Here is a 25,038-nt window from a genome sequence, read left to right on the forward strand (position 1 = left end):
AAGCACCTCGCCGATTGATCACGAAAGGAGAAGCTGATGCGGATCGAGATGTGGTCGGACATCATCTGCCCGATCTGCGGGCTCACCCAGAACCGCCTGCACCGGACCGTCGCCGGCTTCGAACACGGCGACCAGGTCGAGGTGGTGCACCGGTCCTTCCAGGTGCACCCCGGCCTGCCGCCGGAAGGCGTGACGCAGACTCAGCTCAGTCTCAACGCCGGCATGACCGTCCCCCAGATGGAGGCGATCCTCCGGCCCATCGAAACCGCGGCGGAAGCCGAGGGGTTCACCCCCTACCGGGCTATCGACCGCACGCTCGGCCCGACAGATCTCACCCACGAACTTCTCGCGTACGCGACGGAAAAGGGCAAGCACCACGAAGCGTGGACCAGGATGTTTCGCGACCACTTCGGGGCAGGACGCCAACTGTGGACGCTTGAGCAGCTGGTGGACTTCGCCGGCGAGATCGATCTGGACCGTGAGGAAGCCAGGGCGGTCCTGAGTTCCCGCCGCTACCGTCGCCAGGTGGAGGCCGAGCAGGCGCGTGGCGAGCAACTCGGCGCCCGCGGTACGCCGTTCACGGTGATCGACGGGAAGTACGGGATTTCCGGCGGAGTCGACGCGTCCACGCTCCTGCGCGCCATGGAGCGGGCCTGGGCGGAGACCCGGCCATCGCTCACCTTCCTCGGGGACGGTGATCACTGCGGTGTCGACGGCGCATGCGCCGTCTGAGGGCGCATCGCCAGGCGAAGCTGAACGATGAGATGGCCGGGGCCACAAAGGCGCCGGCCATCGGCTCAGTGCGGGTGCGGGTGCGGGTGCGGGTGCGGGTGCGGGTGCGGGTGCGGGTGACCGGCAGGACGTTCGGCCAGCAGTTCCGACAAGGCCTCCACAGCACCCGCGTCCACCGTGCCGTTGTCGACCAGCACGTCCTCGAGCGCGGCGAGCCAGTGCCGGTAGTAGCTCCACTCGCCGGACGGCGCGGCCTCCCACGCGGCGATGCGCGCGATCAGCGCGGCCTGGAAGGCCGACCACGGGAACACCGCCGCGTCATGCAGCGCGATGGCAACCCCGAACGCCCGGCTCTCCCAAGGTTCGGTGAACAGCAGCTCACCATTGCTGCGCGGCGGCGCGGCCGGTCCGTCGATGTCCAGCGGCAGAAAGTTCGTGACGGCCGAACAGCGGCCTGTCTTATTCGACACCACCACGGGCCGGAGCCTTCCGATCACGGGTCTCGACTCCGGCGGGGACTGCGGCTTCGGTGCCGACGGCGTCGTGGTTGCCAAGTACTCAGTCAGTGGCGCATCACGGCAAACCCGCATTGTCGTCTCCGGGCTCGACGGTCGAAGCCGCTGGCGTAGCACCTGTCCCTTCGAAGCCCGGATCCGGACCAACGGCGGCGGCCGAAGCTGGCTGGCCTTGCTCGAGGGCGTAGCGGAGGAACCGAGCTTCACCGGCGAACTGCTGCGGACGATACCCGACGTCGCCGACGCCAAATATGACGAAAACGGAGGCTTAGTGGCGATCAGCCCCTCTGGCGCAGTTCGATGGCTAGCCGGACCGCAGTGAACTCCAGTCCAAAATGCCAGTAGCAGCTGACGACGGATGCCCACGGCCGCAGGTCAAAGGCATTGCGCGAACGGCTCTCTACCCCAGCCGTTCCACGATGGAGGCCAAGACCGGGCCGCTCCGGGGAGAGCTGACCGACCTGAACGTCCTGCACGCCGCTCCCCCAACCCGCAACACCGGGCGCTCCGGCGGCGTCTCCTGCTGCGCCGCACCACACACCATCCGACTCTTTCCCTGACGTTCTCAGTGAGGATCAGCGGACGCCGGTCGTGCCAAGTTCTCGACGACAGTCCACTGGCGTGGCCTCACCTCGGCGGTGCTGAACCGGGACAGCTCCTGGCGGCGCTTCCTGATCTGGTCGGCGGGGCAGGACATCTTCGACCAGCCCGCCGCACAGGTCATCGTTGCCGGGATCCGCGCCTACCGCGCCCGGGTCCCGTTCCAGACCTGCCCGCGGGAGGAAGACCTGCGCGCGATCCAGGTGCCCGTAGTGGCGCTGTTCGGCGGCCGCAGCGTCGTCCACGATCCGGCCGCCGCCGCAGCGAACCTCCGCACACTCCTCCCCCATGCCGAGGTCGACCTCCTGCCCGAAGCCGGGCACTACCTCTATCTCCGGCCCCCCGACCGGCAGCGGATTCTCGGAGTGATCAGCACTGCCCGTCTTCGGTGATGCCGCGCACGTGGCTCGTTCGGCGGCCGCCAGCCTAGTCCGCGCAGCGGCAGGTGCCGCGGAAGTTCTCGCTGACCTCGACGACGCGGACGCCATCGACCGCCGGGCTGAAGTCTCGAACCCGATCGTTGGACGCCACACCCGACGCACCGGCCTGTTATCGCTTGGCCCGGTCAGCGGTGTGGCGCCGGCAGGTGTGGCTGTCCAGCCCGGCGCTGCTTGTGCGCAGCATCGCCCAAGCCGGGCAGGGCGCCGTGTCCCTCGTCGCCGACCAGATCACCCCACTCGACCTGAAAAGCCTCGCAGCGGCGTCCCACGACTTCCGTTGAACGCCGTACGCTCGGGATCAGCTTTGCTGACGCAGTCCGGTTGAGTTGGCTGGCTTGTCCCCCATGCGCGTCCTTGCCTTCGTGCTGAGCACACCAAGCACTGACGCTCAGATGGCTGGCGACGCCCGGCATCTCGGACGGCGCCTGCGGGTCCGCACCGGCGCGTCGGGCCGGCAACAGACCACGAGGAGCACCTCAACCCGGGAAGACTGGTGGGCTCGCGTTTCAACCGTCGCGAGTTCTCCGTCCACGCGCTGTCAGATCGCTGTCGCCGGATCGAATCGATGAGGCGTGAGCGGCCTGACGGGGACGTGCATCCACAGACGCAACGGAAGATTTCCCAGCAGGTACCGCAGTTCAGCCTCACCGTCGGCGCACCGGAACCCCACTATGCGGGGAGCGTCGCCGTCGCTGGTACGCCACAGCCGCTTGACCAGGCCCTCGGGCGCATAGCGGGTGATCATCGCGGCTTCACCCTGCTCCAGGTGGTTTCGGGTGTCGGGGTCAGGTCGTCCGGGAGATGGGTTCGCATCTCGACCAGGAACGCTTCCATCGTACGAGCGTCTGGTTTCTGAGGGCGGCTTGATCCGGGATCTCTATTTGGTGCTCGGGATTAGGCTGTCGCCACAACAGGTAAGCCTTGGCGTCGAGGGCGAGTTGTTCTTCTGTGCCGTGACCGACTCCGTTCAGGAAGTGGCCGCCGACGTACTTCATGCCTTCGAGGGCATGGCCGCCGGGGCCATAGGCCCAGCCACGCTCCAGAACCTCGTCGAGCCAATCGCGCAGGATTCCCGGGGCGCTGTACCAGTGGATCGGGCACTGCAGGATGATCCGGTCGTGCGCAGCCAGCTGTGCCTGTTCCCTGGGCACGTTGATCCGGCCGTCGGTGAGGTCGTCGCTGAGAACGTGGACGTCGACGGCGCCGCTTGCGGAGAGAACATCGGTCCACGCACGATTCACGCGCGAGTGGGCGAGATCCGGGTGAGCGACGACGGCGAGGGGGCGCGTCATGTTCACTCTCCTTCGCTGACGGCTTCGGCTCAATGGAGTCCCACGCTGCGCCCGGTGGTAGCGAGGGCGGTGAGGGCCGCGGCGATCAGAACCGCGCCAAACAGTGCGACGGCGATGGAGAGCCCAAACGCGTCGGATGCGTAGCCGACTAGGACCGAGAGGATGCCGGCGGGGATGTAGCCGCCGATGTTGAGCACCGCGTTCGACTCGGCGCGCTTGTCTGCCGGGACGTGGGTCGCGATCAGGGAGAGGCCGGCCAGCTGGCCCAAACCTTGTGCAGCGCCGGCGAAGAGAGCGGCGATGACCACGAGCGCAACAGTCGGCACGGCGGTGACGGAGAGAACGATGGCCACCATCGCGGCGATCGCCGCGACCGAGCTGAGTGCCAGGTGGACGCGCGTGGTCAGTCGTGCGACGGCGAACTGCACCCCGGTGGCCACCAGGAACATGGCGCAGGCGACGGCACCGGCGACGAAGGTCCCTGACACTCCGACGGAGCGGAGCACGGTCGGCCCCAGGGACAGGACGAAGGAAGTCGCAGTGATGCCAGGCGCGAAGGCGCCGATGCCCCACCGCAGCTCGCGACGGTTCTCCCGCGGAGCCGCTGGCCAAGCCAGCAGCCGACTGGCGCCCGGCTGGGCCGGGCGCTTGAGAGGCAGCAGGATAGCGACAATCAGCGCGAGGAGTTCGATGCCGAGCACGATGCCGAAGACCAGGTATTGGGGTGAGCGGGATCCCGCCGAGGCCACACCACCGGCCAGTAGCGGTCCCAGTCCCGCGCCGAAGACCATTGCGACAGAGGCGACGAGCGAGCCGGTGCGCTTGTGGTGGCCGGGGGCAAGGTCGACGGTTGCTGCCATGCCTGCAGTAACGGCGGCCCCGACCGCGACACCCGCCAGGAGCCGAGCGACCAGCAGCCAGATCACACTCTGGGCGCTCAAAAACAACAGCGAGGCCAGCGCTGCCGAGGCAAGCCCGGGGACCAGCACGGCTTTGCGGCCGAACCGATCGGCCAACCGCCCGGCCACGACGAGAGCGGCGATGAGCCCGACCATGTAGGTGGCGAAGATGACGGTCAGCATGCCCGAGCCCACGCCCCATTCGGCCTGCCAGTGGGCGTAGAGCGGCGTGGCGGAGTTGGACAGCAGAAAGACCGCGGTGACGGTGCCTGCGGCGCCGATCGACCTGCCCAGGCCACCGGACACAACAGGGTGCTGCTGTGGCGAGCCATCGTCGGGTTGGCCAGCCCTCACCTGTTCGACTATACTCGTACTAGTTCGCATAAATTCGAACAGTAGGTAGCAGTACGAGAAAAGTCAAACAAGGATGTTGGACCCGTGACCGAGCTCGCATCGACTTACGCCAACCCGTCCGACGAGGCAGGACTGCCGCCTCGTCTTCCAGAGCCGAGCATCGAGGGGATGCAGCTCGACCGCGTCTTCGCAGTGCTGTCTGAGCCGCTCCGGCTGACGATCGTGCAGCGACTGCTGACCAGATCGGAGGAGTTTGACCACACTTGCGGCTGGTTCGAGTTCGACCGACCCAAATCGACGCTCACCCACCACTTCAAGGCCCTTCGCGAGGCCGGCGTCATCACCCAGCGGCAGTACGGCCTGGAACGGCGGAGCCGCGTACGACTCGAAGATTTGAATATGCGGTTTCCCGGACTCATCGACCTGGTTCTGGCGTGGAGGCCGGCTGCTACATGAACGGCGACGGGGCGCCGCTCCAAGTGAGTGGGCGCCCCGCGGCCTTGGGCGCCTTGCGACTCAGGCCAACCGCGCTCAGGTACTCCCCCCGCCGCGATCCGGGGCAGGTACCGCGCGCTGCTCGGCGTCGAACCGGCGGTGAACGGCTGGCCCCGGGCTATCAGGCTGGCCACGCTCATCCAGGCCCGGGCGAGCTCCTCGACGGTGATCGCGTACTCGGACAGGCTCAGGCCGAGGCCACCGTGTCCCTCGGGGACCAGGATCCCGAAGAAACCGAGCTCGGCCGTCTGGTTCCGCAGCTTCATCGGGATCTCACCCGGCGCCGGATCGAAGGCGTTCGCGACGGGCAGTACCTTTTGCCGGGCGAAGTCGCGGGCCAGCTCGCGCAGGTCAGCCGGTCGTCGTCGGCGAAGGGGCGAGGGCCGGCGGCGTGGTCAGCGGGATCAGCCACGGGGCATCAGCTCGCCCTCGTTCCCGACAGCCTGCGCACCGCGCTCGTCGGCGTCCCGGCTTGGCCGCAGGACCGGGGTCGCCACGAGCGTGATCAGGGCGGTAGCCGCCATGTACCTGCCGAACAGGCCCCCGACACCCGCGTCGGTGAGGGCGGTGCCGATCATCGAGACCGTGCCGCCGACGAGGGCTAGAGCCAGCGCGAAGGGGAACGCCGGCCCGGAGACGCGGATCCGGGCCGGGAACAGCTCGATCAGCGCTGTACCGGCGACACCGGGGCGATGATGGGCAGGTCGCAGGCGCGCTCGCCGAAAGGCCGTAGTCGCCGGGTTCTGCTCCGCGAGCCGTTCGCATCGGCCTGCGACATCGGGCCTATTTCGGTCTGCGGGTCACGAGGATCGCCGAACCTGATCGTCTTGGCTCGCGCGGCTACACGGCTGACCAGTTCGTCGGCGATGCTGGTTGGCAGGCGGCGAAGATCCCCGTCACGACACCGTCGACCGCCTGGTCGACGGTGTCGTCGCGAAAGAAGATGCCGGCGGCCTTGCCACCGAGCTCGAAGACGCTCTGCTTGAGACCCTGGGCGGCGCGGGCCGCGACCAGTCGCGCCGAGTCCACACCTCTGGTGAAGAACACCTTCCTCACGCGCGGGTCTCCCACGAGCGCGTCGCCGCCGCCCCTCACCGTGGACGACGTTGAGGACACCATCGGGAACCCCTGCCTGCGTGGCGAGCTTGGCCAGCAGGCACAGGGGCTTGGGGGTTCACCTCCGGTGACTTGACGACGACCGTGTTCCCTGCTGCGGTCGCGGGCGCCAGGCTCATCGAGCCAAGGAGCATCGGCGAGTTGAAGGCCGGGATCACCTCACCCGGATCACTCCGTACGGCTCCCTGAGTGTCACCGCGAGCAGGAAGGCCTTGATATGCGGGATCTGGCGGCCGTCGAGTCGGCAGGCCAAGGACGCGTAGCAGTGGTACTAGTTCGACAGCACGTTCTGCTGGGCGAGGACGTCGCGGATCACCTTGCTCGCGTCGCGCGACTCGAGATAGGCCGGCCCTCACGCGTGCTCGGCGATGAGGTCACCCAGCTTCCACAGGATGTTGGCGCGCTGTGATGGCCCCCCGGCGCCCCGAGCGGAAGGCCTCGGCGGCGGAGACAGCCGCGTGCACGTCGTTCTCGTCCCCAGCAGCGATCTCCCACCACGGCTGCTTGTCGGGGCGGTGTCGTGGCCCCGGATCCAGTGGTTGGTACGCGACGGGCTCACCCGACCACACCTCCCAGGTGCCCCGGCACCTGCCGTTTGCGCGGTGCGAAGGCGAGCTCGTGCTCGGGCAGCTTGCCCAGCAGGTAGTCGGCCAACTGATCGGTGGCGCCCTGGGCGAATTCAGCGAATGCCTCTGCCACCACCCATCCGACATGAGGAGTGAGGACGACGTTGGGCAGAGTCCGCAGCGGCGAGTCTGCCGGGAGCGGCTCGTGCACGTACACGTCCAGGCCGGCGGCCCGGAGCGGGCCGTCCGCGAGGGCCTCGGCGAGCGCGTCCTGGTCCACGATCGCGCCGCGGGCGGTGTTGACGAGCACCGATCCGGGCTTCATCGCCCGCAGCCGTTCCCGGCTGAGGTAGCCACGCGAGCGCTCCGAAAGCCGCAGGTGAACGCTGACCACGTCTGAGGTCGCCAGCAACTCGTCCAGGGGGATCCGCGGGATTCCGTCGACACTCTTCGTGTTCCCGCTTTCGCTGGCCGAGGCGACGACATCCATTTCGAAGGCCTTGGCCAGCCGGGCGACCGCGCGACCCTGCAGGCCGAGACCGAGGATCCCGAGCCGCCGCCCACGCAGCGTGCCGCCCATGGTCTGAATCCAGCCCCCGGCGTCGGCATCGCGGACCGCCTCGGGCACCCGACGCAGCGCGGCGATCATGAGCCCGATCGTCAGCTCACGCACCGCAGCCTCACAGGCTGCATTTTCCCGCCACAGAGGAACCACGATGTCTCGCTTGGCGGCTTCCTCCAGATCGATGTGGTAGGCGTGCCCGCCGGTCTGGAGAATCATCTCCAGACCGGGCATCCGATCGAGCACGCCGACATCGATGCGGGTGCGCTCGCGCACGGCCATGATGAACCGCGCGTCACGAACGAGCTCGTCCGGAGTCTCGCTGAGCGGCTGCTGGAGCACGTGGACCTCGGCCAGCGTGCGCATGGTGTCCAGTGCCGCCGAGCGCCCGATCTCCCCCTCCCAGTCATCGAGGATCAGCAGCTTGGGCTTGCCCGCAGTCATCCGTTCACCTTTCGCGTTCTACGAAGTCGATTTCGAGTTTCCGGATTGTGTTCCCCGCCGAGGAGGCCGGGCCACTGCCCAGCCGCGAGGGCGGGGTGAGCACCGACACCGGTGGCGGCCGGGTCCGCGTACCCGCCGTGCCGCGCGCCCACCGCAAGCACGTCGCTCTCGGCGTCGCAGTCTTCGCGCCCGGGATCACCTCGACGTCGTTCGTGCTCTCGCTCGGCCCGGCGCTGCTGACGGACGTGCTCGGCGCCGCCCTGGCTTGCTTGGGTTCGCTGGTGCTTGCCGTGCACGCGCGGCGGCTTCCCGCCATCGTCGTGACCGCGATCCTCGCCGGCGCCGCTCAAGGCCTCGGCCAGCTCGGCGGGCTGACGATGATCAGCACCCACGCGCCCGCCCACCGGCGAGCCGAGGCCAACGCCCTGCTCGACTTCGGCGGCTACACTCCCGCAGCGCTTCTCCCCGTGGCGGCCGGTTACCTGAGCGTCGCCGTGGGCCTCACCGGCGGCGCCACGACCTTCGCTATGGTTCTGGCTGCGGTCACGCTCGTCGCCGGTGTCCTCGTGAGACACCACACTCGCGAGCGCGATTCCGGGCTTCACTTCGCCGGCGGTGGCATCAAGGACCCTTCCGAGAGCGCCCAGCTGCCCAGCAGGTTCAGCGCACGCTGTGACGGCGAATCGGGTTCCGCGGTGTAGACGTAGAGCGTGGTGTCCGGGTCCCCGACCGGCGTGAGCGTTTCGTAGTCGACGGTCAGATCGCCGACAACGCGGTGGCGCAGGCGTTTCGCGCCGTGGGTGCGTTGGTAGACGCGGTGTTCGTCCCACCACTGCCCGAACTCGGTGCTCCGCTCCCGCAGATCGGTGATCAGCGCGGCCGTGCCCCGGTCGTGGCGGTCGGCGCCGATCTCCAGCCGCAGGTTCTCCACCACCGCGCGCGCCTGAACGTCCCAGTCGACGAACAGCGAACGCGCGTCGTCGTCGAGGAACATCCACCGCGCGTAGTTGCGTTCGCTCGGGCGCATGGCGTCGAAGTCGGCGAACAGCGCCCGCGCCATCCGGTTGGCGGCCAGCACGTCGGTGCGCCGGCCCAGGACGAGGGTCGGCTGGCTGTCGAAGGCGCCGAGAAGCTGGTAAAGGCCAGGGCGCACGCGCTGCACCGCGGTCGGCCGGGCGCGGTTGCCCGCGCCGACCAAGCCGACGAGGTCCTCGAGGTGGGCCCGCCCCGCCGCGTCGAGGTTCAGCGCACGGCCGAGCGCCTCGAGCACAGCCGGCGAGGGCACGATGCGGCGTCCTTGTTCGAGGCGGGCGTAGTAATCGGTGGAAACACCGGCCAGCAGTGCCACTTCCTCGCGGCGAAGGCCAGGCACGCGCCGGATCCGGGAATCGGTCGGCAACCCGGATCGGGCCGGGTCGCACTGGCTGCGGGCGCGGCGCAGGAAATCGGCGAGTTCCTGGTTCTTCTCGGGCATGTGTCCATTGTGCACGGCGATCGCCGGCCCGCCTGGTCCTCTGAGTCCTAGGCAACAGCGTCCGGGCCCTTGCAGGGCGCGAGATGACGGTCCACAACGCCCTTTCAGTTGCCAGGCTGGGAATCGCACCGGACAGCCGGCAACGGTTTCAGGACCGTGCCACCGCACAAGGAGAAAACACCATGAGCTATCCCGCCGACCGGCCCGCGACCTGGTTCGTCACCGGCGCTTCCCGGGGTCTCGGCCTCGAACTCGTCGCCCAGCTTCTCGAGCGCGGGGACAACGTCGCCGCGACGACGCGCTCCACCGAGCGGCTCTCCGGTGCCCTGCAGGGCCGTGCCGACACCACGCGCCTGCTCGCACTGGAGGTCGACCTGCGCGACAGCGGCGACGTCAACCGTGCGGTACGGGAGACCACGGCCCGGTTCGGCGCGCTGGACGTCGTTGTGAACAACGCGGGCTACGGTTTCCTTGCCGCCGTCGAGGAAACCAGTGCCGCCGACGTCCGCGACATGCTCGACGTCCAGGTCGTCGGTGCGTGGAACGTCCTGCGCTCGACCCTGCCGATCCTGCGCACGCAGGGCAGCGGCCACGTCGTGAACGTGTCCTCGGTCCTCGGCCTGACCACCATGCCCGGGTGGGCCCTCTACTGCGCGGGCAAGTTCGCGCTCGAAGGCCTCAGCGAAGCCCTCGCCGCCGAGGTCGCCGGGTTCGGGGTCAAGGTCACCGTCGTCGAGCCCGGGTACTTCCGCACCGACTTCCTCACCACCGACTCCCTCGCCCTGCCGGCCACGACAACCGAGGCCTACCCGGCGATCCGCGAAATGGTCAGCAACCACCTCGGTTTGCAGGGCACCCAGCTCGGCGACCCGGTCCGCGGCGTCGCGCGGATCATCGACAACGTGGTCGCCGGGAACGGGCCGCTTCGCCAGCTGCTCGGTTCGGACGCCCACACCTACGCCACGGCCAAGGTCGACGCGCTGCGTGCGACCCTGGACGAGAACAAGGAGAGCGCGCCGCTGACCGACATCACGGCAGCCTGATCCGCGAGCCGCCCCAACACCAGTGCTTCGGACGGCCGCCTCCGTCATCGACCGGGGCGGCCGTCGGTCCAACGCGCCGTTCAACACCGGCGCCGCGACGTAGCGAATCATCACGGCGCCAGACGGAGCGCCGCCTCGTGAGTGGTCATCCCCACGGGAATCGGGAGGATGACGGGCACGGTGACGCCGTTGTCCACATAGGAATTGATGTGCGCAACGCAATCGGCCGGGCTGCCGTGGACGACGAGAGCGTCGACGGCCTCGTCGGGGATCGCGGCGACAGCACCCCCTGCGATCGCCGTGATCCCACCGCTGCCACAGCTCGGCAAACTGCTCACCGCGTCCGAGCGATTCCTGGAACGCGCGGTACACCGGCGCGGTGAGGTAACCCGGCCATGATGCGCCGCACCGTCTTCCGCACTTCGTCGGTGTCTTCCGAGGGAGCGGCGAAGATCCGCGCCGCGACCTGTGCCCCGGAGCCGATGTGCGTGGTCACGGTGGGCACGTCGGTGGCGGCCGGCCAGCTCAGGACCGCACCGTCGGCTTCCCGGCCGGCCAGGCGCAGCATCCCGGTCGCAGTGCGGCGACGAGGATCCGCGGCGCCACCGCCGACGCCCGGTCGAGGCGGAATCCCCGTACGCTGAACGTCTCGTAATCCTGCTCGACCCGGCCGCCGGCCAAGGCTTCCCGGAGGAAGCGAACGGTGTCCCGGGTCCGCTGGAACGGCCGGGTGAACGGAACTCCGTTCCAGTCCGAGAGTAGGAATCGATGGCAAACCGCAGGTCGTGGTGGGTGAATTCCGGCCACGACTTGTCAATGAAGACCAATTCGGCATATGCGGCTTGCCAGGGCAAGAAATTCGAGATGCGCCGGCCGGCACCGGTTCGCAGCAGAAGGTCAACGTCGGGCAGGTCGGGGACGTGGAGATATTTCGCAAACTGGGACTCGGTGACGGCGCTAGTCCGCGTCGTGGATCGTGGTGGTGTAGGTGTCGATGGAACCGCCCGCGTCATACTGCGTCAACACCACACCGTCCGTGGTGGGCGTGGCGAGGATCTCGTTGGCGTTGCCGCCGCCGATCTTCGTCGGGTAGCCGTTGAGGATCGCGTGGTCCGGGTCCTTGAGGTCGATCAGGTCGAACCCGCCGTGGGCCTGGATGCCCTCAGAGGCGCCGGAGCAGAGCATCTTCTCGTACGGCACGTACTGGCAGTCCTGGTAGCCGACGTAGTCCGAGGGGTTCTGCCAGGTGTCGACGAGCTTGCCCTTCAGGGTCCACTCATAGAAGGTCCGCGAATCCCAGCTCTGGCCCACCAGGGTCTTCTTCACCGGGTCGTAGATGACGCCGCCGACGTGGTCGTAGTCGACCGTGAACAGGGTCTTGACCTGGTAGGTCTTGATGTTGATCTGCAGGATGTCGGCCGAGCTGTGCGCCGAGTCGACCGCGAGCGGGACATAGGCGTAGTCGCCATAGACCTCGAAGCCGCCGGCGTGGGTGCGGGCGCCGTCGACGAAGGCGATGTCCTTGATGAGAGCGCCGGCCTTGTCGAGGATGACGAGGTGACCGTCGTTGGCGGTGTGGTCGTAGACCGAAATGTAGTAGCGGCCGTTGTAGTACTTGAAGCCCTCCTGCTCGAAGTCGACGCCGGCAGGCTGCCAGGTCTGCGGGATGGAGCCGGACTTGGTCCAGACGGTGTTCTGGTTGACCTGCTCGAAGGCTGCCACCAGCGGAGCGTCGCGGTGGTCGGCGCCCGGGGCCTTGACATTGTCCTTCGGGGGCTGCGCGGCCGGGCCGGCCTGGATCTGGATCGGAGCCGGGTCGCTCAGGGTCGCGGCGACAGCGGTGGAGGCGATGCCGGCCACGGCAAGGGCGGCGCCCGCGATCACAGCGAGGCGCGTGCGGTGGCGCGAGCTCGAGCGCTCGGCAGTGGACCTGGCGGGGAGGATTCTCATGGGTCGACGCTGCCGGAAGCGTCTGGCCGGTTCGTAAAGATCGACGGACCGGATCGCGAACGTTGCCTAAACCTGGATCCACCGATTGATGCCTGGGTGCGGGAATCCAGGTTCTCCTCAGCGGGTCGGGATTCCGCGTGCTCAACCGGTTATCGATCAAGCAGCCGTCACCCAGCTCGAAATCCGCCGACGTCAGCGGTTGGGCGGCATCCGCAACGAGAACCACCACGCCGCCTGACCTGCGCAGAGACGACATCTCGGCAAGCACACCGTCGCACCACACCGCTCCAGCCCCCAGTCCTCAGCAGCCTTCTTAGTGGGAAACCCAGACCTGCTCCCCCACGTCCCATCCGGACGCTTGTACCGGGCACGCCACTCACCCATGCCGGGCTCTTCCTGGCCGAAGGCCATCCTTGACGCCTCTTCTCTGTTACTCCGCCCCGGGGCAGCGCTGAGCCGCACCATCTCGGCGACATCGCCACGGGTGAACCGGTAGTGCTTGCCGAAGCGGTGATGCGGCAGCATTCTCGCGGCAGCTTGGTCCTTCAACGTCCTCGGCGACAGCTGCAGCAACTCCCCCACCTGTTCCGCGGTCAGCAGCGCGTCCGGATCCGCCGGCGGCCCCGGCACAGCAGCATTCACCACTCCTGCAACCTCCCGGATCGCAGCAGCAACAGCACAGTGGTCGGGTTCGGTTTCCATGACGGACTCCTATGCATTTCTCGTCGACCATCGAGACAGATTCAGGGAAGTGTTCGCCGGAGCACATTACTATCCATGCTGACGATCCACCGAGCAGTCAATAGTCTCTCGCAAGAAGACCAAAGAGCCTCGTCAACGCACATGCCGTCCAACTGGCCGCGATTTCAGGACGCTACTATTCGGCAGATCGACCACATGACACATCGACACAATGAAGGGCGATACAGATGGCTAAGAAGTTCACGATTGAAACTGAAGAAGAGAGGTGCGTCGATAATTCACGCAAAACAGCACGAGACAGACGAGTCATCATCGTCCTCCACTGGTAGCGTTTCAGCATCGAACACGTCTTCTTTGACACCTCTGACTCCGGCAATCCGCTCGCTTGGAGACAAGTTGCGGCCGACTTTCTCGACTCCTCGCAACCGGCTGCGGCCAGGCCCATAACGCGTCGGCGACCGACATCACCTGGGTGCAGGACAGATCACCGGACAGTCTTGTGCCCGCGTCTTCATCCTTGATCGTTCACGAAGTAGCGTCGCCGAGGGTCTGTCCAGGGGAGGCATGCGGTGGCGAAATCGGTCCGACGACGACTTCTGGTGCGGCTGCTGGCCGCCGTGTGCCTCGCGGGCACCCTCGTGTCGACGGGGGTTTCCGCCGGTGCGACACCGGTTTCCGCACCGGCCGGGCAAACCGTCACCGCCGGGCAGGCGAGGTTCGAGGTCCTGTCGCCGACGCTCATCCGGACGGAGTACGCGGGTGACTCCGCCTTCGTCGACGCCGGTACCTTCAACGCGGTCGGCCGCGGCAGTTTCGCCAGAACCCCTTACACCGCGACGAAGCGCGACGGTTGGCTGACCATCCGGACCAGCGCCGTCCAGCTGCGCTACAAGCTCGGCTCAGGCGCGTTCTCCGACGACAACCTCACCGTCGGGCTGCGCACCGGCGGCCAGGACGTCACGGCCCGCCCCTGGGCGGGCAAACTGACCCCGGCCTGCGCGTTCGGCACCCTGTGCGAGGCCGAGAACCTGCAGCTGTCCGGGCCGGGCGTCGCCGGCGACCACCGCGGCTACACCGGCGACGGCTTCGCCGCGGGCTTCGCCAACGCCGGCGACGACCTGGCGTTCCGCACGACCGCCCCGGCGGCCGGCGCCTACCAGCTGGATCTGCGGTACGCCAACGGATCCGGCGGCGACGGGCAGCACACCACCCGCACGCTCACGATCCTCGTGGACGGCGGCGATCCGCACCCGGCGTCGCTGCCGCCCACCACCGACTGGGACACCTGGACGCTCGCCACCGTGCCCGTGACGCTGCCCGCGGGCGAGCACCAGGTGACCGTCGAGCGCGGCGCCACCGACTCGGGCAACGTCAACATCGACAGCCTCGCCGTGGTCACGACGGGCGCGCCATACCCGCAGCCCGTCCCGTCCGCACCCACACCCTGTGCCTTCGGCGCCCTGTGCGAAGCCGAGCAGGGCGCCCTGGTCGGCGGCGCGCACGCGGCGAGCGACCACGACGGCTACTCCGGCAAGGGCTTCCTCGCCGGGATGGAGCGCGCGGGCGCGGCCGGCGCGCTCGCGGTGACCGGCGTGCCCGCGAACGGCTCGTATGACCTGCAACTGCGCTACGCCGACGCGATCGCTGTCTCCGGCCAGACCCAACCCACCAGTTTGTCCCTCCAGGTGGGCGACGCCGCACCGACCAGCCTCACGCTGCCCGCGACGAGCAGCTGGAACTCGTGGCGGACCACGGCCGTCCCGGTCAAGCTCGCGGCCGGCACCAACACCGTGACGCTCGGCTGCCCCGACTCGACGAACTGCCACCTCAACATCGACACCGTCGCGGTCACCCGGCCCCACTCGGCGCTGCTCGCGCCGCACGCGGCGTTGGGCGGCTACCGGCGCGGGCTCGACGGCGTGGACGGCACCGCCGTCACCAGCCCGGGAATCCTCTACCAGGACGGCTGGTCGCTGCTCGACGACACCGCCTCGGCGCTGTACGACCCGCGTACCAAGGTCGTCACGCAGCGCCCCGCGCACGGTGGCAAGGCCTACCAGGACGGGTACGTGTTCGCCTACGGTCAGGACTACGCCCGCGGGCTGCGCGAGCTGTCCCAGCTGACCGGTCCGTCCCTGCTGCTGCCGCGCTGGTCGTACGGCGTCTGGTACTCCGAGTACTACGACCGCACGGCCGGGGACTTCGAGCAGACGATCCTGCCGAAGTTCCGGTCGCAGAACGTGCCGCTGGACATGCTCGTGGTCGACACCGACTTCAAGTCGCCGAACAAGTGGAACGGCTGGGAGATCGACCCGACCCGCTTCCCCGACCCGGCGGCGTTCTTCCAGTGGGCGCACGACCAGGGCCTGCACACCGCGCTGAACGTCCACCCGAGCATCCTCGCCTCCGACCCCCAGTTCCCCGCCGCCCAGGCAACGGCGAAGGGCAAGCTCAAGCCCGGCAGCTGCGGCGGTGGGGGCACCGACTGTTACGTGTTCGACTTCGGCGATCCGGACCAGCTGCGGGCCTACTTCGACCTGCACCGGCCGATGGAGCAGCAGGGCAACGACCTCTGGTGGCTCGACTGGTGCTGCGACGGATCGAGCTCCACCCTCGCCGGCGTCACCCCTGACTCGTGGATCAACCAGCAGTACGCCGACGACGCGGCGAAGACCGTCGGCCGCGGGTTCGCGTTCTCCCGCGCGTACGGTTCGCTGCAGGCCGGTGGTTACAGCTCGCCCACCGCGGTGCCCACGGGGCCGTGGGCCGACAAGCGCAGCACTCTGCACTTCACCGGTGACACCGTTTCCGACTGGGCCACGCTGGGCTTCGAGGTCGGCTACACGCCTGGCGAGTCCGCGGCGACCGGCCTGGCTTCGGTGAGCCACGACATCGGCGGCCACACCGGGGGCCTGCAGGAACCCGGGAGCGAGCCGGGTAGCACGAAGCTGCCGGACGACCTGTACGCGCGCTGGGTGCAGTTCGGCACGTTCCAGCCGGTCGATCGCCTGCACTCCAACCACAGCGACCGGTTGCCGTGGCAGTACGGGGCCGCCGCGGACGCGTCGGCGACGAAGTTCCTGAACCTGCGCGAGGACCTCGTGCCGTACACGTACACGCTCGCGCAGCAGGCCACCGCGACGGGACTGCCCATCGTGCGGCCGCTGTACCTGCAGTACCCCGGGCGCCAGGAGGCCTACGCCCAGGCGGGCGCGGAGTACCTGTACGGGCCGGACGTGCTGGTGGCTCCCGCGACGAGCCCGGGCACAACCGCCACCACAAGTGTGTGGTTCCCGCCCGGCAGCGACTGGACGGACTACTTCACGGGCAAGACCTACCGGGGCGGGACCACGGCGCAGATCACCACGGGCTGGGACACGATGCCGGTGTTTCTGCGCTCGGGCGGCATCATGGTCACCCGCAGCGGCGACGTCCCCGGCGACGCGGGCCACCCGCTGACCGCCGCGACGGTCACCGTGGCCGGCGGCCACCGGGGCGCGTTCACCCTCTACGAGGACGACGGGCAGTCGGCCTCGGCGAAGGGCGCCACCACCGGCATGACCTACACCGAGGACGCCCACTCGGCGACACTCGCGATCGACGCCCCACACGGGTCGTACCGTGGGCGGCCGACGCAGCGCACCTGGACCGTGCGGTTCACCGACGCCAAGGCACCGTCGGCGGTGCTCATCAATGGTCACCGCAGCCCGGAGAACACGTGGACCTGGGACCCGGCGACGAAGACCGTGACGGTGCGGACGCCGGCGCAGCCGGTCACGCGGCCGCTCACCGTGCGGTTGCTGAACTCGTAGCCGGGGGTGCCCGGTGCCGCCCTCCTCGGTGCCGGGCATCCCGTCGAGTCGCGATGACGGCGCGCCGGCCTGGTCACGAACGGACAGTCCCGCGCCGCGGGTAGGCACAGCGCCGGGTCCGTTCGAAGTGCTCGGTGCCCAAGTGGGCAGCGACCCGTCGCGCGGCGGCGAGGTCGGCGGATTCGGCAGTGCCGACGGAGAAGGTGCGCAGCCGGTCTCCGCGCTCGCGGCACCACCGGGCGGCGATGGCCGCGGCTGCGAGCGTGGTCGCCGCCGAGCTCGTCCTCGTTGGCGCGCCCTTCGCCACAGCCGCACCGGCAAGAGTCACCCGGGATGTTCGGGTTTCCTAACGGCACCACCGCCCCACCAGCACTGTCACCTTCGGCAACCAAGGCATCACCGTGAACCAAACCCAGCACGCCGTCGGAAGCCGAACCTTCTCGGACTGGGGCCCAGCCGAGAAGGGCGGCGGCGAACACGTGCCGCGCTCGTCGCCGGACATGGGACAGCAGTTGGCGGTGACGGAGTTCCAGCAGTAGTTTCCTTGCCCCCCGAATCCCGAAATGGCGCGTTTAGGGCAGTGACGCGGCGCAAAGCGTGCCTGAGGCGCAAGTCGTGGCGCTGGTGCGGAGGGGTGTCAGACTGTTGGCTGCTCCGGTTGCGGGTCGTCAGGCGAAGTAGTGCCCTTCTTCGATGTCGTCGATGAGGCCGGGGTGTATCGGTGTCCACCCGAGCAGTTGCTGGGTGATCGTGCTCGAGGCGGGCATGTCGGTGCCCAGGAGTGCTCCGAGGGGCATGCCGAACTCCTCGGCGGGGCGGGACTGCGCGGGCACGCCGACGCCTCGCGCGATCGCCTCGGCGATGTCGCGGAAGGCGACTCCCTCGTCGCCCACGGCGTGCAGGACCGATCCTGCAGGCGCCTTCTCGATCGCGAGCCGATAGAGGGCCGCGGCGTCCTTGACGTGCACGGCCGGCCAACGGTTCGTCCCGTCGCCCACGTACGCGGAGACTCCGGTTGTCCTTGCCCGGGCGGCGAGCTGGGGGATGAAGCCGTGCTGCTCGCCCTTGCCATGTGCGGATCGCGGGATCATGACAAGGCTCACGCGGACTCCGCGATCGGCGGCGGCGAGGGCGGCCTGCATGTTCTTGATGCGCGCAGCGATGGGCCCCTCTGGCACCAGCTCGTCGTGCTCGGTGGCGGCTCGACCCGGCACGGTGATGGTCGCGCCGGTGACGAGCAGCGGCTTGTCGGTGCCTTCCAGCGCGCTCGTGAACGTGTCGATGGCGGCGGCATCGGCCGGGGCGCCGCCGATCTGCCCGAGTTCGTGGGCGTAGGCGAGGTGGATGACGCCGTCACTCTCTTCCGCCGCGTCTCGGAGGGTGTTGAGGTTGTCCAGGCCGCCACGGCGGGCTTCGGCGCCCAACTGCTCGATCGTGGCGGTGGCGGTGTCGGAACGGGCGAGGCCGATGACCTCGTGGCCGGCGTGGATGAGTTCGGGGACAACTGAGGATCCGATCCAGCCGGAGGCGCCGGTGACGAAGATGCGCATGTGATGCTCCCTGCAAGTGATGCGACTGTGTCGCATTGAAGCTAGATGATGCGACTCAGTCGCGTCAAGGGAGTGATGCGATGCTGTCGCATCGGTTATCGTGTGAGCATGAGCAGATGGGCGCCGGATGCGCGTGAGCGACTGGAGGATGCCGCGCTCGAGCTGTTCTCCGCTCAGGGGTACGAGAACACGACGGTGGCTCAGATCGCCGAACGTGCCGGCCTGAATCGCGCGACCTTCTTCCGGCACTTCGCCGACAAGCGCGAGATCCTCTTCGGTCGAGAGGACGAGCTCGCCATCCTGTTCTCCGACGCGATCCGCTCCGCACCGACGGATGCCGACGTGCCCGCCTGTCTCCTGTCCGCCTTGCACGCGGCGGACGCGAGGATGACAGCTGATCAGCGCCCCAGAGCCCTTCAGCGGCGCCGGATTGCCGACGCGAACATGGACGTGCAGGAGCGTGGGCTGCTGAAGATCGCACGGACCACGACCGCGGCAGCCGACGCGCTCACAGGCCGCGGCGTCGATGAGCTGACCGCGCGTCTCGCCGCCGAGATGCTGATCCTGGCATTCAGCGCCGGCCTCCGCGAATGGATCAACGCCGGCGATCATGCGGACCCGTTCTCGTCACACGCCGCGGCAGCCCTCGAAGCGATCCGCGACCGCGCCGGACTGCTTCGAGACTCGACCACCGCGAAGACGTGAACCTGCTCCTGGACACAGCCTCAGACCAGTTGGGAGCACACAGGTTTCCGACACTTCCGAACGAGAAGCACGGAACCTGTTACCTTGCTGGGTCATCCACCCCGTGGGTCGAAGGCGGCGAGTTCGGTGGGCCGCCCACTCCGACCAAGATCTCAGACACACTCTCAGATCTGTCACCACTTCGTGCACCAAACGCCTGAGCCCCCGACGACAGTTGGATGGGGCTCACCGGGCCGGGCCTGACGACGTCGGGGACATTGTCGACTACGTTCTGGCCCAACCGAGCCCACCATCGCCGCCCAATTTCGGCCTTGGGCTGTACGTTGGGCTCGACGGCCTGAACCAGGATGGCGCGCCCGCATATCCCGGTGATCCGGACGGCCAGCCGACGCTGGTGGGCGTGCCGCGCCTGCCAGCCGTGTGGGAGCGCATGCCGCGCATGCACCGGGAGCCGGACACGGACAAGCTGAAGTGGGCAACCCGGCCCTGAGCTGCCGGAGCTGCTGCCGCCGAAGAAGTGATCAGCTGGCGCAGGGGTTCCAGCCGAGCCAGGTGAACACGCCCACCACCGCAGCGACGTCGCCGAAACAGCCGCTGGATCCTCCTGCCCGACTTCCATGACGCCGCCCGCGCCCAGGCCGTGCTCGAGGAGGGACCCTTGGCTCGGCGAAACCCAAAAGGGGCAGCGCGGTCACGTATCTGCCGCCGCGTCAGCGGCTCGGTTAGGGTTTGCGGCCCACGGCTGCGAGCAGGCAGTGATCGGAGAGTTTGAGTGGCTGCACGCGGGGGCCCCCGGGCCACCAGTCGGCTGGCTGTACCAGGCCAGGTTTGAGCAGCTCGAGTCCGGCGAGCATGGTGTTGATCTCGGCGCGGGTACGGAAGTGGATCCGCCCTGAGGAGGCGCCTTGATACACGCGCTCGATGTTACGGGCGACGACGCTGTACTCGTCGTCTTCGGGATCGAAGGCGTGGCTGAACACCACATACGATCCTGACGGCAGGGCGTCGAGATAATCACGCAGCACGGCGGCCGGGTCGTCGGCGCAGAAGTGCAGGCTCATCGAGTGGATCAGTGCGATGGGTTTGTCCCAGTCGAGCTCGCCGCGCACGGTCTGATCGGCCAGCAGCCTCGTGGGCTGGAAGATATCGCCGCTGACGAAGTGGGTTTGCATGTTGTCGGCCAGCAGCGCCCGGCCGTGGGCGAGCACCACCGGATCGTTGTCGACGTAGACCACGCGCGCGTCGGGGTTGGACCGCTGTGCGACCTCGTGGACGTTCTCGGCGGTGGGTAGCCCGGAACCGCAGTCGAGGAACTGGTCGATGCCCACGTCGCGGGCCAAGAAGCGCACGGCGCGGATCAGAAATTCTCGAGCGACGATGGCCAGTTCGGTCACCTCGGGCGCCACGGCTTGGACCTTGCGCAGCATTTCCCGGTCGACCTCGTAGTTGTCTTTGCCGCCCAAGCCCGCGTCGTAGATCCGGGCGGTGCTCGGCACGGTCGGATCGATAACCGTCGCCAAGTCGTCGTCGCGCTCGCTCATGACCATCAAAGTACCGCTATGCGGTTGCGCCGCGACTTTGACCGAGTGCCCACCGTAATGAGGGACCCGGGTGTCGTCCGCGCACGTTGCCCGACATCGTCGCCAGCGCTCTCGCGATCATCACAAAGCAGCCGTCCGCGCTGCCTGTGACCGTGCGGCGGGACCGGGCGCGCGGCCGGCGGCGACCTGGTGGTGTGCGCCATGAGGACTCGACAGAAGACAGGCTGATGCGGCTGCTCGCCGCGTGGCGCTGTGACGTCGACGCCCAGCCCCTCTCGGTGTCCCTGGACATTGCGGCGATGCGCCGCCGCGCGCGGGCAGGTCGCGTGCCACGACGCGCGCGATAGGTCGCAGGGCAGCTCGGCCTCCACCTGATGGATGGTGTGACCTGCACTTTTCCCGCGCGCAAGCAGGCTGCCGGAGTTACGCTCGCGCCCAGGCGCGCCGGTGTTACAGGTCCCGGCTGCCGGACCCGGGAGGCCAGGATGGCGACGTTATGCGAGCCGCGGCGGGCCGGCGAACCGGGCGTGGAGACCGGGTAGCCATGGCCGCGGTCCGGCCGCCGGTGCGGTTGCCGCTGGCGCAGTCCGCACGGGAGGTGCCGGTGTCGCGCCCGGGCTGGACGTGGGCGTACGAGACGAAGCTGGATGGGTGGCGCGCGGTCCTGTTCGCCGAGCTCGGGGTGCTGCAGTCGCGTCAGGAGAACAACCTGGCCGACCGCTTCCCCGAGATCGTGTGCGCGGGCGCCCAGTTGGGTGGCGTCGTGCTCGACGGCGAGCTCGTCGCGCTGCGGGACGGCCGGCTGGATTTCGGTGCGCTCACCTCGCGCCCCGCGGCGCGCGCGAAGGCGAGGGTGAGCATCTACTTCGCGGTGTTCGACGTGCTCACCACCGGACCTGAGGACCACGCGCGGTCCAACCCGTACCGGGATCGGCGGGCTCGACTGGGGCAGCTGCTCGCCGGTGTCGCGCCGCCGCTGCAGCTGGTGCCGAGCACGACTGACCGCGACGCTGCGATGGCGTGGATGCGGCCGGAGGCCAGCGATGTCGGGATCGAGGGGGTCGTGGCCAAGCTGCTCGACGCCCGCTACCGCCCCGGCCGGACCGATGCGTGGGTGAAAGTGCGGCAGGTGACCGTCGTCGACGCCGTCGTCGTCGGCGTGGCCGGCAATCCCGAAGAGCCGAGCGAGGTCGTGGTCGCTCGCCGCGACACCGGTGGCGCGTGGCAGCAGATCGGGCTGTCCCTGCCCCTGGAGCCGCGGCTCGGCCAGCAGATCGGGGCGCGCGTCACCCTCACCGGCGAGCTCGCGGTCCGGTTAAACCTGCAGGTGTACTGCGGAATCCGCACACGCGACTCCAGCGCGCCCGCCGTGTACGCCAAACGCCTGGCGCGGCGGCTCGCGAAGGAAACGTCCGGCGAGGTGACCGCGGTGATGGCGAAGGCCCAGCGCAACGGCAAGGTGTTCATCGACTGGTCCCAAACAACCCAGCCAAGATCACGATCGCGCCCTACTCGCTACGCGGCCGCGCCCACCCCACCGCGTCCACGCCGATCACCGGGGACGAAGTCGGCACCTGCCGGCGCGCCGACCAACTGGCATTCACCGCCGACGACGTCCTCGACCGCATCGACGACCTCAGCGACCTGTTCGCCGACGTGGACACCACCAGCCACCGACACCCGAGTGCTTGAGCTCATGCACTGCACCACAGGCGATGCCCAACGACCGAGCAGGACTTCAACCTCGCAAGATTTCCGTGATATTCGCGGCCGCCTGTCTGACGAGTTCACCCTCCTTCCGCAAAGCCTCGAGGGCGACCACCGTCGTGGCAAACTCTTCGAGCGGCTCGACAACACCCTCGGCGCCCAGAACCTCTGCGCCGCTCAGGTAGACGCGTTCAGCGACCGGACCGAGCAGTACCGGCGCGTGTTCGCCACCCACGCCGCCGTCGCGCTCGTCGGCGCCCAGACCGAAGCGCAGCTGCACGTCGCCATCGAAAGCCGCGACGTCATCGGTATGGCCAAGGGAATCCTCATGCAGCGCCACGACATCGACGCAGTCCAGGCCTTTCGACTGCTCGTCGAATCGTCGCAGACCACCAAGGTGACACTGCACGACGTCGCCACCTGACGCGCCAGGCAGACCGGGCAGCGTCAGACCGAATCCCGGGCGTCCGGCACCCCGGCGTAGTCGGGCAGCTCGATGCCGTTGAGCGCGCGCTCCACCAGCGCCATGAGTGCCTCCATGTCGGGCTCCGGGGCCGGCTCGGCGTCCGGCCCGGGGACGTCGCGGCTGAGCGCGTGCAACCGGCCGATCTCCTGGTTGGCCTCGACGAACGAGCGCATCCGCCCCTCGTAGGCGGCGAACCCGGCCTTCGGGTCCCACCCGGCCGCGGCCAGCTCTCCGGCCAGGAGGTAGGCCCCGACCAAGGCCATCCCGGTGCCCTGCCCGGACAGCGGCGACGAGCTGAACGCCGCGTCTCCGAGAAGCCCCACCCGGCCGCTGGACCAGCGGTCCATCACCACCTGGGCGACCTGGTCGAGGTAGAAGTCCGGAGTGTCGTCCAGATGCGCGAGGATGCGCGGGGTCAACCAGCCGAAGCCGGCCATCCGCTCGCGCAGCAGGCGCTTCTGCGCTTCGATGTCACGGTAGTCGACGTCGAAGTCGGCCATGGAAAAGAAGAGCATGGCCATCGCCCGGGTGTCGTCCGGGAGGGGCCGCAGGCCGGCGGAGCGCCCGGGCTCCTGGTAGTCGATCACCCAGCGATCCACCCCGAACTCGTTGGGCACGCTGTAGAAAGCCAGCACCTGCCCGAGGTGGCGGACGAACCGCTCGCGCGGCCCGAAGACCATGTCTCGCAGCGCCGAGTGCAGCCCGTCCGCCCCGACCACCAGGTCGAAGCGCCGCCGTTCGCCGCCCGCGAAGACCACGTCGACGCCGTCCGCGTCCTGGTTTAGCTCGACGATCCGGTCGCCGAAGACGTACTCGACGCCGTCGCGAGTGTCGTCGTACAGCACCCGGGACAGGTCCCCGCGCAGGATCTCGATCTCCGAGATGTACCCGTCGCCGCCGTCGTCGTCCGCGCTGTGGGTCTGCAGCACGGTCCCGTCGACGTCCACCGTGTACGCGCCGGCCGTCTCCGTGCGGGCCGCTCGCACCGTCGCGTCCAGCCCCATCCGCCGGATGACCTCCCTGGTCACCCCGCGCGCGTCCACCGCCTGCCCGCCGGGACGCAGCCCGGGGGCCCGCTCCACCACGGTCACCTCCGCGCCCCGCCGGCGCAGCCAATGGGCCAGCGCCGGCCCCGCGATGCTCGCCCCCGCCACCAACACCTTGACACCGCTCACCGTGCCCCCACTCACCCGTCCGAATCTCAGTCCGGATTGTACGGTCGCCGGTGGGTCCGTCCGGCGATTTCGGCTCGAAACCCGTGAGTTTCCCCGAGCCCGCCCTTGCCTGGATTCGATGCTTCACGACAAGGCGCGGCAAAATAGGGCCAGCGCTGGGATCTTCCGCCCCAACCGCGCCCGTCGCGCGACCTCAGGGATCCCCGTCCTCGGTCGGCCACGTGCTGTGCGTGTGCCGGCCCTCATGGAAGGTGAACGTCGGTGCAGCATCGCTTCCTGACCCGCTCTCATCGGCTATCCGGATCGTGAGTCGACGGCATTCGAGCGGAAGCTCCCCGGCGCGTGCCGACCGGATGCCCGGGCGCGCCATGGCTTGTACACGCCGAGCGCCGCTGCGGCGAGGTACAGCGCGCAAGCGACGGCCGGAGCGATGACGAGTGTCGGGCCCGGCGCGTACAGCGTCGCGAACAAGGGCCCGGGATCGGCGCCGGGCGCGGTCGCCGCCGCAGCCTGGGCCGCGCGAGGGCGCAAGGCGAACCAGGCCAAGGGGAGAGCGACGACGCTGACCACCAGTTTCACCGTGGCCCAGCGATCACGCCGGAAACGCCACGGGCCCGCACGCATCAGGAGCAGGCCGGAGCCGATCGAGGCGAGGCTCACGGGCACCAGGAGGGTGTCGAGCAGCAGCACCATCACGAGGTATGACGCGTGCCGTTCGGCAGGGTCGGCTGCCGCGTGCACGCCGAGAGCCAGCAGCACGAGGTCCAGTCCCAGCCAGCTCATCGAGGACACGAGGTGAGCCAGGAGCGCGATCCGCCGGGTTCTCCGGCTGAGTGTCGGGGTCATGCCGCCAGCGTGCGGAACCGGTGGGTCCCAGCGCGTCGGCGCGGAGGAGCGT

At 68.8% G+C, this 25,038-nt stretch carries 26 protein-coding genes and 5 pseudogenes; 10 read left to right on the top strand and 21 right to left on the bottom strand.

Features of this window, described 5'->3' with window-relative positions; translation table 11 throughout:
• Nucleotides 1-36: 36 nt before the first annotated feature.
• Nucleotides 37-732: a DsbA family oxidoreductase gene (locus tag AB0H62_RS16830; protein ID WP_220241623.1), complete on the top strand. Its 696-nt coding sequence runs from the start codon at nt 37-39 to the stop codon at nt 730-732.
• Nucleotides 733-797: 65 nt separating this feature from the next.
• Here the strand turns inward: AB0H62_RS16830 and AB0H62_RS16835 are convergent, their stop codons facing one another.
• Complete coding sequence (locus AB0H62_RS16835) at nt 798-1,208, bottom strand: nitrile hydratase accessory protein (RefSeq protein WP_360586772.1); 411 nt, start codon at nt 1,206-1,208, stop codon at nt 798-800.
• A 677-nt stretch (nt 1,209-1,885) separates the two neighbouring features.
• Here AB0H62_RS16835 and AB0H62_RS16840 point away from each other — a divergent pair.
• Both AB0H62_RS16840 and AB0H62_RS16845 read left to right on the top strand, forming a co-directional pair.
• Nucleotides 1,886-2,239 (top strand): alpha/beta hydrolase, encoded by a 354-nt coding sequence (locus AB0H62_RS16840; RefSeq protein ID WP_220241625.1) that lies wholly within the window; start codon nt 1,886-1,888, stop codon nt 2,237-2,239.
• Between the two features lie 164 nt (nt 2,240-2,403).
• Nucleotides 2,404-2,568 carry a hypothetical protein gene (locus AB0H62_RS16845; protein ID WP_220241626.1) on the top strand — a complete coding sequence of 55 codons (165 nt, stop codon included), beginning with the start codon at nt 2,404-2,406 and terminating at the stop codon, nt 2,566-2,568.
• 257 nt (nt 2,569-2,825) lie between these two features.
• On the opposite strand, the gene AB0H62_RS16850 is transcribed toward AB0H62_RS16845, so the two are convergent.
• The 3 genes from AB0H62_RS16850 to AB0H62_RS16860 are packed head-to-tail and all read right to left on the bottom strand — an operon-like array spanning nt 2,826 to nt 4,784.
• Nucleotides 2,826-3,032 (bottom strand): muconolactone Delta-isomerase family protein, encoded by a 207-nt coding sequence (locus tag AB0H62_RS16850; protein ID WP_255638130.1) that lies wholly within the window; start codon nt 3,030-3,032, stop codon nt 2,826-2,828.
• A 40-nt stretch (nt 3,033-3,072) separates the two neighbouring features.
• Entirely contained in the window at nt 3,073-3,579 is a 507-nt protein-coding gene (locus tag AB0H62_RS16855) for an NAD(P)H-dependent oxidoreductase (protein WP_360586776.1), read from the bottom strand.
• 29 nt (nt 3,580-3,608) lie between these two features.
• Entirely contained in the window at nt 3,609-4,784 is a 1,176-nt protein-coding gene (locus AB0H62_RS16860; RefSeq protein WP_255638131.1) for an MFS transporter, read from the bottom strand.
• A 132-nt stretch (nt 4,785-4,916) separates the two neighbouring features.
• Here AB0H62_RS16860 and AB0H62_RS16865 point away from each other — a divergent pair, with 132 nt between their 5' ends.
• Nucleotides 4,917-5,288 (top strand): helix-turn-helix domain-containing protein, encoded by a 372-nt coding sequence (locus AB0H62_RS16865; RefSeq protein ID WP_255638132.1) that lies wholly within the window; start codon nt 4,917-4,919, stop codon nt 5,286-5,288.
• A gap of 98 nt (nt 5,289-5,386) precedes the next feature.
• On the opposite strand, the pseudogene AB0H62_RS16870 reads toward AB0H62_RS16865, so the two are convergent.
• The 5 genes and pseudogenes from AB0H62_RS16870 to AB0H62_RS16890 all read right to left on the bottom strand — a co-directional run.
• Nucleotides 5,387-5,677: pseudogene (locus AB0H62_RS16870) on the bottom strand (acyl-CoA dehydrogenase family protein); the annotation flags it as partial.
• 54 nt (nt 5,678-5,731) lie between these two features.
• Complete coding sequence (locus AB0H62_RS16875; protein WP_220241629.1) at nt 5,732-5,905, bottom strand: hypothetical protein; 174 nt, start codon at nt 5,903-5,905, stop codon at nt 5,732-5,734.
• Nucleotides 5,906-5,991: 86 nt separating this feature from the next.
• Nucleotides 5,992-6,446, bottom strand: a pseudogene (locus tag AB0H62_RS16880) (aldehyde dehydrogenase family protein).
• Complete coding sequence (locus tag AB0H62_RS16885) at nt 6,419-6,799, bottom strand: aldehyde dehydrogenase family protein (RefSeq protein WP_360586778.1); 381 nt, start codon at nt 6,797-6,799, stop codon at nt 6,419-6,421. The pseudogene AB0H62_RS16880 and the gene AB0H62_RS16885 overlap by 28 nt, the downstream one beginning before the upstream one ends.
• A gap of 199 nt (nt 6,800-6,998) precedes the next feature.
• Nucleotides 6,999-8,015 carry an NAD(P)-dependent oxidoreductase gene (locus AB0H62_RS16890; protein WP_220241631.1) on the bottom strand — a complete coding sequence of 339 codons (1,017 nt, stop codon included), beginning with the start codon at nt 8,013-8,015 and terminating at the stop codon, nt 6,999-7,001.
• Between the two features lie 47 nt (nt 8,016-8,062).
• On the opposite strand from AB0H62_RS16890, the gene AB0H62_RS16895 reads away from it, so the two are divergent.
• Nucleotides 8,063-8,716 (top strand): hypothetical protein, encoded by a 654-nt coding sequence (locus AB0H62_RS16895; RefSeq protein WP_220241632.1) that lies wholly within the window; start codon nt 8,063-8,065, stop codon nt 8,714-8,716.
• Here AB0H62_RS16895 and AB0H62_RS16900 read toward each other — a convergent pair.
• Nucleotides 8,617-9,489 carry a helix-turn-helix transcriptional regulator gene (locus tag AB0H62_RS16900; RefSeq protein ID WP_220241633.1) on the bottom strand — a complete coding sequence of 291 codons (873 nt, stop codon included), beginning with the start codon at nt 9,487-9,489 and terminating at the stop codon, nt 8,617-8,619. The genes AB0H62_RS16895 and AB0H62_RS16900 overlap by 100 nt on opposite strands.
• A 182-nt stretch (nt 9,490-9,671) precedes the next feature.
• Here AB0H62_RS16900 and AB0H62_RS16905 point away from each other — a divergent pair, with 182 nt between their 5' ends.
• A complete protein-coding gene (locus AB0H62_RS16905; protein ID WP_220241634.1) occupies nt 9,672-10,532 on the top strand; it encodes an SDR family oxidoreductase in 861 nt (286 codons plus the stop codon).
• 110 nt (nt 10,533-10,642) lie between these two features.
• On the opposite strand, the gene AB0H62_RS16910 is transcribed toward AB0H62_RS16905, so the two are convergent.
• The 5 genes and pseudogenes from AB0H62_RS16910 to AB0H62_RS16930 all read right to left on the bottom strand — a co-directional run bounded on the left by AB0H62_RS16910 (nt 10,643) and on the right by AB0H62_RS16930 (nt 13,184).
• Nucleotides 10,643-10,870 (bottom strand): hypothetical protein, encoded by a 228-nt coding sequence (locus tag AB0H62_RS16910; RefSeq protein ID WP_255638134.1) that lies wholly within the window; start codon nt 10,868-10,870, stop codon nt 10,643-10,645.
• Nucleotides 10,867-11,100 carry a hypothetical protein gene (locus AB0H62_RS16915; RefSeq protein ID WP_255638135.1) on the bottom strand — a complete coding sequence of 78 codons (234 nt, stop codon included), beginning with the start codon at nt 11,098-11,100 and terminating at the stop codon, nt 10,867-10,869. The genes AB0H62_RS16910 and AB0H62_RS16915 overlap by 4 nt, the downstream gene beginning before the upstream one ends.
• Nucleotides 11,101-11,338: 238 nt before the next feature.
• Nucleotides 11,339-11,545, bottom strand: a pseudogene (locus AB0H62_RS16920) (undecaprenyl diphosphate synthase family protein); the annotation flags it as partial.
• Nucleotides 11,490-12,482: a DUF6454 family protein gene (locus tag AB0H62_RS16925; RefSeq protein ID WP_220241636.1), complete on the bottom strand. Its 993-nt coding sequence runs from the start codon at nt 12,480-12,482 to the stop codon at nt 11,490-11,492. The pseudogene AB0H62_RS16920 and the gene AB0H62_RS16925, both read right to left, overlap by 56 nt.
• Nucleotides 12,483-12,674: 192 nt before the next feature.
• The gene (locus AB0H62_RS16930; protein WP_255638136.1) at nt 12,675-13,184 is read right to left on the bottom strand and encodes a helix-turn-helix domain-containing protein; all 510 of its coding nucleotides are present in this window, start codon (nt 13,182-13,184) and stop codon (nt 12,675-12,677) included.
• 569 nt (nt 13,185-13,753) lie between these two features.
• Here AB0H62_RS16930 and AB0H62_RS16935 point away from each other — a divergent pair.
• The gene (locus tag AB0H62_RS16935) at nt 13,754-16,996 is read left to right on the top strand and encodes a TIM-barrel domain-containing protein (protein ID WP_220241637.1); all 3,243 of its coding nucleotides are present in this window, start codon (nt 13,754-13,756) and stop codon (nt 16,994-16,996) included.
• Nucleotides 16,997-17,069: 73 nt separating this feature from the next.
• Here AB0H62_RS16935 and AB0H62_RS16940 read toward each other — a convergent pair whose 3' ends face one another.
• Together AB0H62_RS16940 and AB0H62_RS16945 are read right to left on the bottom strand one after the other, a co-directional pair.
• Entirely contained in the window at nt 17,070-17,324 is a 255-nt protein-coding gene (locus AB0H62_RS16940) for an asparagine synthase-related protein (protein WP_220241638.1), read from the bottom strand.
• Between the two features lie 340 nt (nt 17,325-17,664).
• Nucleotides 17,665-18,546 (bottom strand): SDR family oxidoreductase, encoded by an 882-nt coding sequence (locus tag AB0H62_RS16945; protein WP_220241639.1) that lies wholly within the window; start codon nt 18,544-18,546, stop codon nt 17,665-17,667.
• Between the two features lie 108 nt (nt 18,547-18,654).
• Here AB0H62_RS16945 and AB0H62_RS16950 point away from each other — a divergent pair, with 108 nt between their 5' ends.
• A complete protein-coding gene (locus AB0H62_RS16950) occupies nt 18,655-19,251 on the top strand; it encodes a TetR/AcrR family transcriptional regulator (RefSeq protein WP_220241640.1) in 597 nt (198 codons plus the stop codon).
• A 722-nt stretch (nt 19,252-19,973) separates the two neighbouring features.
• Here the strand turns inward: AB0H62_RS16950 and AB0H62_RS16955 are convergent.
• Nucleotides 19,974-20,792 (bottom strand): SAM-dependent methyltransferase, encoded by an 819-nt coding sequence (locus tag AB0H62_RS16955; protein WP_255638138.1) that lies wholly within the window; start codon nt 20,790-20,792, stop codon nt 19,974-19,976.
• A gap of 544 nt (nt 20,793-21,336) precedes the next feature.
• On the opposite strand from AB0H62_RS16955, the pseudogene AB0H62_RS16960 reads away from it, so the two are divergent.
• A pseudogene (locus AB0H62_RS16960) lies at nt 21,337-22,484 on the top strand (hypothetical protein).
• 4 nt (nt 22,485-22,488) lie between these two features.
• On the top strand, nt 22,489-22,923 hold the full coding sequence (locus AB0H62_RS16965; protein WP_220247815.1) for an ANTAR domain-containing protein: 435 nt from the start codon (nt 22,489-22,491) through the stop codon (nt 22,921-22,923).
• Between the two features lie 23 nt (nt 22,924-22,946).
• Here AB0H62_RS16965 and AB0H62_RS16970 read toward each other — a convergent pair whose 3' ends face one another.
• The 3 genes and pseudogenes from AB0H62_RS16970 to AB0H62_RS16980 all read right to left on the bottom strand — a co-directional run bounded on the left by AB0H62_RS16970 (nt 22,947) and on the right by AB0H62_RS16980 (nt 24,986).
• Entirely contained in the window at nt 22,947-24,140 is a 1,194-nt protein-coding gene (locus tag AB0H62_RS16970; RefSeq protein ID WP_255638140.1) for an FAD-dependent monooxygenase, read from the bottom strand.
• Between the two features lie 147 nt (nt 24,141-24,287).
• A pseudogene (locus AB0H62_RS16975) lies at nt 24,288-24,402 on the bottom strand (integrase); the annotation flags it as partial.
• Between the two features lie 32 nt (nt 24,403-24,434).
• Complete coding sequence (locus AB0H62_RS16980) at nt 24,435-24,986, bottom strand: hypothetical protein (RefSeq protein WP_220241642.1); 552 nt, start codon at nt 24,984-24,986, stop codon at nt 24,435-24,437.
• Nucleotides 24,987-25,038: the final 52 nt, after the last annotated feature.

Origin of the sequence: Amycolatopsis sp. NPDC050768, from assembly GCF_040654155.1 — a bacterium.
In the GTDB taxonomy this organism is placed as follows: Bacteria; Actinomycetota; Actinomycetes; order Mycobacteriales; family Pseudonocardiaceae; genus Amycolatopsis.